This window comes from Siphonobacter sp. (assembly GCF_048595215.1).
GTDB lineage: Bacteria > Bacteroidota > Bacteroidia > Cytophagales > Spirosomataceae > Siphonobacter.
This window is the reverse complement of record NZ_JBMDWJ010000125.1, coordinates 1-6,786: the sequence shown is the minus strand read 5'-3', so window position 1 is coordinate 6,786 and position 6,786 is coordinate 1. Positions and strand designations below refer to the sequence as shown.

The 6,786-nt window shown below is 49.3% G+C and carries 5 protein-coding genes and 1 pseudogene; 3 read left to right on the top strand and 3 right to left on the bottom strand.

Features of this window, described 5'->3' with window-relative positions; genetic code table 11:
- The coding region (locus ACOJTG_RS07530) for a PKD domain-containing protein (RefSeq protein ID WP_420153243.1) at window positions 1–2,592 on the top strand (2,592 nt) is incomplete at its 5' end.
- A gap of 90 nt (window positions 2,593–2,682) precedes the next feature.
- Here the strand turns inward: ACOJTG_RS07530 and ispF are convergent.
- The 3 genes from ispF to ACOJTG_RS07515 all read right to left on the bottom strand — a co-directional run bounded on the left by ispF (window position 2,683) and on the right by ACOJTG_RS07515 (window position 5,289).
- The gene (ispF, locus tag ACOJTG_RS07525; protein WP_420153244.1) at window positions 2,683–3,168 is read right to left on the bottom strand and encodes a 2-C-methyl-D-erythritol 2,4-cyclodiphosphate synthase; all 486 of its coding nucleotides are present in this window, start codon (window positions 3,166–3,168) and stop codon (window positions 2,683–2,685) included.
- Between the two features lie 62 nt (window positions 3,169–3,230).
- The gene (locus ACOJTG_RS07520) at window positions 3,231–3,920 is read right to left on the bottom strand and encodes a hypothetical protein (protein WP_420153242.1); all 690 of its coding nucleotides are present in this window, start codon (window positions 3,918–3,920) and stop codon (window positions 3,231–3,233) included.
- A 118-nt stretch (window positions 3,921–4,038) separates the two neighbouring features.
- Window positions 4,039–5,289: an aspartyl protease family protein gene (locus ACOJTG_RS07515; protein WP_420153241.1), complete on the bottom strand. Its 1,251-nt coding sequence runs from the start codon at window positions 5,287–5,289 to the stop codon at window positions 4,039–4,041.
- A gap of 215 nt (window positions 5,290–5,504) precedes the next feature.
- On the opposite strand from ACOJTG_RS07515, the gene tpiA reads away from it, so the two are divergent.
- Together tpiA and ACOJTG_RS07505 are read left to right on the top strand one after the other, a co-directional pair.
- The gene (tpiA, locus tag ACOJTG_RS07510; RefSeq protein ID WP_420153240.1) at window positions 5,505–6,260 is read left to right on the top strand and encodes a triose-phosphate isomerase; all 756 of its coding nucleotides are present in this window, start codon (window positions 5,505–5,507) and stop codon (window positions 6,258–6,260) included.
- Between the two features lie 302 nt (window positions 6,261–6,562).
- Window positions 6,563–6,786, top strand: a pseudogene (locus ACOJTG_RS07505) (hypothetical protein); the annotation flags it as partial.

Below are 6,786 nucleotides of genomic sequence, written 5' to 3'. Positions count from 1 at the left end.
CCGATTACGTTTAAAAGTAGTCCAAGGGCTCAATTCAGCGTACCGGATATCTGTCAGGAAAATGCCGTACGCATCGGCAATACTTCCTGCCCTTCCCGGAATGAAATGACCTACCAGTGGGATTTTGGCGATGGGGGTAGCTCTACGGATATTTACCCGACCCATATTTTCTCTAGCTCTCAAGATGCGTATAAAGTCATGCTGCGTGCAACCAACAGTTGCGGTACTACGACTACGACTCATACCATATCCACCCGTAAAACTCCTTTAGCCCAAATGCGACTGGAGGGCGTGAAAGTCATGGGAGGCGACACACTGGTATGTCTGGAAAATGGCGGTATACTGGCACTGGATGCTACGGTTTCGCTGGGAAGTTCAAGGTACCAGTGGCAAATCAGCGGGGGAGCGTATACCCTCGTACCCAATACATCGCTTACGTCAGCGGTCTTGCGGGTGCAATTAAAAGACGTAAGCTCGTATCAATTCACGCTTGTTGCTCTAAATGATTGTGAAACGTCCAGTCCACGTACCATTCGTGTTCGTACGGTAGCCAAGCCCGAACTGACTATTCAGCATCAGCCGAGCGTATGTACACCCATTCGGTACCGTATTCCGAACCCAAATCCGAATGCCCGGTACTTTGTGAACGGACAGCCTTTGGCTACTGGGCAGGAGCGGGCATTGGAATTTTCCTCGCAGCCCTATATCGTAACTGCCGAGTTGCCTTACGCCTGTGGTACCTACACACCGAAACCCGATACATTTTACGTACGAGAAGTACGGTCATTAAAAATGTTGTCTCCTTCGCGTGATACCAGCCTTTGTCTCGGTACGGCTCTAGTACCGCTGACGACGAGTGAAACCTGGGGGAGCTGGCAAGGAGAGGCGGGTTTAGTATCGCAGCAGTCGGGAAAGACCTATTTTAACCCCAAAACGGCTGGTACTTATCCGTATCGCTACGTTTTGGGTGAGGGCGAATGCCGAACGGAGGTTTCCGTAACCCTTACCGTCACCGCCGCTCCGGAGTCGGCAATGTTTACAGCCAGTGTGCGGGAGGGATGCACGCCCCTGAATGTAACGTTTCAGCCCCGGACAGCTCAGCAAGCAGGTTTTACTTCGGAGTGGTCTTTCGGCAACGCTACTACTAGCGAAGCGTATGCTCCTTCGACCAGGTTGGAAAATACAACGACTGACCGACGAGGGTTTTTGATTACTCATACGCTAAAAAATACCTGTGGTACCAAGCGGGATACCTTGACCATCCTTGTAAAGCCGCTGCCTAAAGCGAGTATTGGTGTCGATTCTACGGTTATTCGCTGTGCTCCAGCCCGGTTTGTGTTTTCCAATCTGACCGTTGGAAACGCAGGCGTATCCGTCTGGAATTTTGGAGACGGGACCCCCGAGGTTAGATCCAGCGAAGATACCGTAGCCCACGTATATGCTTCCCGTGATCAGCTACAGACGTATGCTATAACGCTGACGGCTAAAAACGAATGCGGCGAAAATCAGGCTGTAGCTCAGGTAAAAGTGTCGCCCAGTACGGCTAAGCCGCTGTTTTCTATGAGTGAATCGGTGGTTTGTCCGGGCGTACCGGTACACTTTACCGATGCCACGGTTCCCGTCGCTACTCGCTGGCTCTGGCGGTTTGGTAAAGAAGGAACCTCTACGGAACAGAATCCTACGTTTATTTTTCAGCAACCGGAAACGGCCTATATCGTTACGCTGGTGGCCGTTACGCCTTGCGGCACGGATTCAACCCAGAAGCGTATCCAGACCTCCATTCGACCGCAGGCGAGTTTTAGCGTCGATTCGCTGGCTTGTATCGGGAAACCCGTACGATTGTTGAATACAAGCGATCTGACGCAAACTCAACTGACGGGTTTTCTTTGGGATTTGGGAAATGGTACGCTCGATTCAGCCCAGGTTTCTCCCCAGCTTAGCTACCCGAGTAGCGGTACCAAAACCATCAAACTTACGGTCTTTGGTACGCCGCGTAGCTGTGCTTCACGGACTATACAACGAACGATTCAGGTACGTGAGGCTCCTATTGCAGCCTTTAGCGTAGGTGAAACGTTCTGTTCGGCCGTACCCGTAAAGCTGACCAATGCATCGGTGGGAGCTACTGCCTATCAGTGGTATCTGAATGGAGCCCCAGTATCAACGGGCGAACACCCAGAAGTGTCCATTCCGTCGGGCGTTCATCAGTTGACGCTGAAAGCCTCGTACCTCAGTGTTTGTTCGGACTCAACTACCGAGGTTACCGCCGTACAAATGGATTCATGCTGGGTAGGTGTACCTGAAGCTTTTACACCCGATGGCGTCGGTCCAAGTACGGGTGAACGGATGACCGTATTTGGCAATAAGCTAGAAAAGGTAAAGCTGTTCCGTGTACTGAATCGCTGGGGAAATACGGTTTTCGAAAATAAGGACTTCACGCCCAATGATCGAGAGCTGGGCTGGAATGGAAAAGATTCGCAAGGGAACCCTATGCCAGCCGACCTCTACCAGTACGAATTAATCTATTCGTACGGTAATCGGGAAAACGAACCGAACCGTAAGGCAGGCACGTTTTATCTGTTTCGAAACAAGTAAGGCCTGCACAGGAAAGTAATAAATAGCTCGCCCCGATTCATAACCGTTATGGATCGGGGCGTTACTAGTTGTGCGTCTGTGACGGAGGTCTTACGAATCTGTCTGCACAATTAGGGCCACGGCGTGAGCCGCAATCCCTTCTTTTTTTCCCACGAAACCCAAATGTTCAGACGTAGTAGCTTTGATGGAGAGATCTTCTTCCTCGATCTGCATTACCCCAGCCAGTACCGCTTTCATGGCCGGAATGTGGGGATTGAGCTTAGGTTCCTGTAAAACTACGGTTACATCTACATTGCCTACTTCATATCCTTTTTCCCGAATCATTTCCAAAACGCGAGCCAGTAGTAGCTTGGAATCGACGCCTTTCCATTGCGGATCTTTGTCCGAGAAATGGTAGCCAATGTTTCGCAGATTGGCCGCACCCAGCAGGGCATCACAGATGACGTGGCAAATAATGTCCGCGTCAGAGTGCCCTTTGGCCCCGTGCGTATGCGGAATCTCAATGCCGCCGAGCCAGAAAGGGCGGTTTTCTTCTAATTGGTGTACGTCGTAGCCGTGTCCGACGCGAAAAGGAATCTTCATGCAATAGATGAGCTTTAGCCGGACAAAACTATGGATTTTTACGGGATCAGCCGGATTTAGGGCGTCAGCCGGTATTTGAGCGAAACCAGTAAGTACGGCAAAAAGCTGTAGTTCCGCATGTTGTGCTCAATTAGAGGAATCTGATCGGGTAGGGTAGTGGCATCGAGCAGGCCAGTCGTACTAAAATCAATCTTGGGACTTCCCAGGTAATAACACCCTAGTTCAAAACCCGCACCGAACCGATTTTTAGGAACGGCCCGGCCCACGCCCAACCCCAAGTGTGGCGTTACCTGCCACCAGCGAAGTTTGAGTTGCACCTCACCAAAGTCTTCCGGCTTAATCTCAATGTCATCAATCTTCAAACCCGTATCGGAGCTCCCCAGTACGGCATAGCTTGGGCTAACCTGATAACCCAAGCCACCGGTCAGACGAAAAGAACTTCTTGAAAAGGGAAACCAGTCCGCATGGGCTTGCAACAGATTCATGCGAACGAGCGGTGAAAGATGAAGTTTAGAGTCATCGTTCACATCCACATCGAAAGGCTTTTTGTAGCCGATGTGCGTAAATCCCAGCCGGAACTGCCAGGAGGACTGTTCACGAGGGCTGTAACCCAGCTCCGCTCCATAACCGAGCGTTCCGCCGAGTATACCCACGGAAAATTTTCGGGAAGGCGGATCGATACCGGGTTGAGCAAAAGCTGACGTACCAAGCGTACCCAGCAAGAGTACTAAAAGGCGGGTGTTCATAAACGTGGCGGCGTTTAAGGGTTCAACGGGTGTACGAAAGTAATAACGTTGGTCAATACTAGTCGAAAAATTTCCGGCTAGTATTGATTTTTAACCCCACAAAAACGCGTTCCAGCGTTCAGATGATGCGTTTGAGTACTAAACTAGTCACCATCAATTGTCCTTTTCTACGGATGGCCATCAGGATTTCCTTGCCTTCCCCACGTTGTAGAATCTTGTATAAATCAGACATGGAAAGATCGCGGCAAATTTCTCCGTTTACGCTGATGAGTTCATCGCCAGCTTCGAGTCCGGCCAGCTCCGCGGGCGAGTTTCGTTCGATACGTTCAATCAGGTATTCGTCGTAACCAACGCCCTTGGCCACAATGTCCATGCCGCTCATGTTGTGTTCAAACGCTTCCCGCAGGCGGCGGCGGATGGGCTTCAGTACAACATATCGCTGCTGGTAATTGAAGGTTACCCGGAATCGCCGTAATAATTCGCAACCGATATTACCCTGTCGTTCGACATGTCGCCCCAGTTTCATGCCGTAGGCCAGACTATCCGGAAAGGAGGCAATCAGATTAGTGAGTTCCAGTTTGTTGCCAATCCGGATTTTTTCCACGCGGCCCAAACTACCATTGATCACCCCGCTCAATCCACGACCCAGCTGGGTACGGATCACTTTATTGGGTAAGGGAATCTGATTACGCGAATTTACATCCAGGGAAAGTGCGTGACCCGCTCCGGTATCAATAACTACCTTAAGCGGTACGGTACGTGCTTTGTCTACCAGAGCTACGGCATTCAGGTAAGGCTTGGCATCTTCAATGGTAATGGGGAATTGATCGCCTTTTCGGCGTTTATAGCGGTAATGACTGGGTTCCTCCAAAAGAAGTTCTTTGCGGGAAAAATCAATAGTTACGACAAAGTGATTGAACAACTCATAACCGAAAATCCCGTGAATGGGCATGCCCACGTACTCCGATATTTGCAGAATATCCTGATCAAGCACCACAATATTCTGATTACCACCCCGCATGTGTCCCATCTGAATGGAGTTGCCGACCATCACCGTCGCCGACAGATGTCCGCCTTCACCCGCTCCGGCAATCTGTACTTTCCGTACGGGTTTCATGCGTCGCACCATGGGGACTTTAGGATCCGTAACGAGTATAGTCGATACCCCCGAATCAAGAATAAAACGAAGCGTATCTGAACCATTGATCTTGACGGGGACAATGATCAGATTCGCTTGTAATTCGAAGGGAATACGGGTGGTCTTATGTCGACCTTGAAGATACAGGCCAAAACGTTCCTGAGCCCAGGTGGTGGGAGTCAGGCCGAAAACCAGCCCGAACAGGAGTACGAGTGGTAAAGCGTGTTTCATGACTGTCGCGTTTTAGAAAAAACTGACTTTAATGTACAAGCTTTCTGACTCATAATCAATACGCTACGCTACGATTTTAGCTTCACTTCGGCACTCTCGGGGATTTTCGCTACTTTCGTCGCCGGAATAAAAAACCAAAATGCCCTTTCTTACGCAGAAAAGGCATTATTTGATTAGTTAAAAGTAATCTTCTGATTTTTATATTTTTTTCGCACATGAGAAAAAAAATTGTTGCAGGTAACTGGAAAATGAATAAAACCGCCGAAGAAGCAGTAGCGTTGACTTCGGAAATCGTACACATGATTGCTGACGAAGTAACCAGCGACGTAGAAGTTGTACTCTGCGTTCCTTCGCTGTATCTGTCTACACTGCAGCAGTACGCAACCGGTCGGGTTTCGATAGGTGCTCAAAACATTCACCAAAAAGCTTCCGGAGCGTACACGGGCGAAATCTCGGCTCCGATGGTGAAATCGCTGAACATTCCTTACGTTATTCTCGGACACAGCGAGCGGCGTCAGTACTTTGGCGAAACCGACGAAATTCTGGCTGAGAAAGTAAACATCGCCCTGGAAAACGGACTGAAACCCATTTTCTGCTGCGGTGAATCGCTCGAACAACGTCAGAATGAAGATTACATCGCCTTGGTACAGGCTCAGCTAACGAATGCCCTGTTTCACCTTTCCGCTGAACAATTCGGCCAGATCGTGATCGCGTATGAACCCATCTGGGCCATTGGTACGGGTCTGACGGCTTCGGCTCAACAGGCTCAGGATATGCACGCTGCGTTGCGGAGTCATATTGCCAGCAAATACGGAGCAGAAGTAGCTGACAACACCACCATTCAGTACGGCGGAAGTGTTAGTGCGGCCAATGCAGCCGAGCTTTTTTCCAGCCCGGATGTAGACGGTGGTCTGGTAGGCGGAGCTTCCCTGAAATCACGGGACTTCGTAAACATCGTGAAAGCGATCTAATCGGCCGCTCGCAAGCAGGAACAAGCTTTCGTACGTACGATTTGAAATATCTCATGGAATGAGTGATTCTCCAACAGTGAGATGATCACTCATTCTTTTTTGTCGTAGGTAAACCATTTTAATGGGAGGTTCGTACTTTTTAAAAAATCCAATTTTCTCAATCAAGCTTCCTACGTTTTTATTTTCTATTTTTGCCGCGATCGTACTTTCTTTTTACCGCTAAATAGGCTCTGAGTGCAATATTTTATCCTATTCTTTCGTGAAAAGAAGTACACAGCCTTAGCCATGATACAGCTACTATGATGAGATATTTCATAAAGCGACTTTTTTTCGTACAATTTATTGCTCTGATCGGATTCAGTTTGACGGTAGTCGCTCAATCAGCTTTACCCGCCCAGTCAAATCTGCGAATCATCTTTCCCGACCAATCCAACTGGAATGTACTGGAAGAAGGAAAGCCTTTTTCCTTCAAACTTCAGACGCGTCCCAGCCATCAGGATAGCACGGCCATTCGATTTAGTATTGT